Origin of the sequence: Streptomyces sp. NPDC060198 (assembly GCF_042728415.1) — a bacterium.
In the GTDB taxonomy this organism is placed as follows: Bacteria; Actinomycetota; Actinomycetes; order Streptomycetales; family Streptomycetaceae; genus Streptomyces.
On record NZ_JBHWZJ010000267.1, the window covers coordinates 9,059 to 9,720 of the forward strand.

Genomic DNA, 662 nt, shown 5'->3' on the forward strand with positions numbered 1-662 from the left:
GTACTGATCGAGGTGGAGCACGCCCTTGTTCACCAGGACCCGTGCCACGGGCAGTTCGGCGGCGAGCGGCGCTCCGCGCCAGGTACGCGGTTTGGCGCGCGGCACCTTCGCCCGGCGCACGGTCTCCCGGATGAGCGCAAGCTGCTCCGGCATGCCGTCCCCGGGCTCGTCCGCCCGCTCGTCCTCGCTGCTCACAGCCACATTCCTACCAGAGGGGACCGACAGCGCACGGTGCGCGGCGAACGACCGGGGCCCGGACACCGTCATGGTGTCCGGGCCCCGGCCGTCGTCACGTGTGCGGGTCCGCCGCCGGCGGACCGGCGGTGGTCAGAGACCGGCGGCCGCGCGCAGCGCGTCGACCCGGTCGGTGCGCTCCCAGGTGAAGTCGGGGAGCTCGCGGCCGAAGTGGCCGTACGCCGCCGTCTGGGCGTAGATCGGGCGGAGCAGGTCCAGGTCGCGGATGATCGCGGCCGGGCGGAGGTCGAAGACCTCGCCGATGGCGTGCTCGATCTTGTCGGTGTCGACCGCGGCGGTACCGAAGGTCTCGACGAACAGACCGACCGGCTCGGCCTTGCCGATCGCGTACGCGACCTGGACCTCGCAGCGGGCGGCGAGGCCGGCCGCGACGACGTTCTTGGCCACCCAGCGCATGGCGTACGCGG

Annotated in this window: 2 protein-coding genes; both read right to left on the reverse strand. The window is 73.3% G+C overall.

Annotated features, from left to right (window positions below):
* The coding region (locus ACFWEP_RS25835) for a hypothetical protein (protein WP_387373315.1) at positions 1–195 on the reverse strand (195 nt) is incomplete at its 3' end.
* 132 nt (positions 196–327) lie between these two features.
* Positions 328–662, reverse strand: a 335-nt coding sequence (locus ACFWEP_RS25840) for a methionine adenosyltransferase domain-containing protein (RefSeq protein WP_387373317.1), incomplete at its 5' end; no start/stop codon positions are given.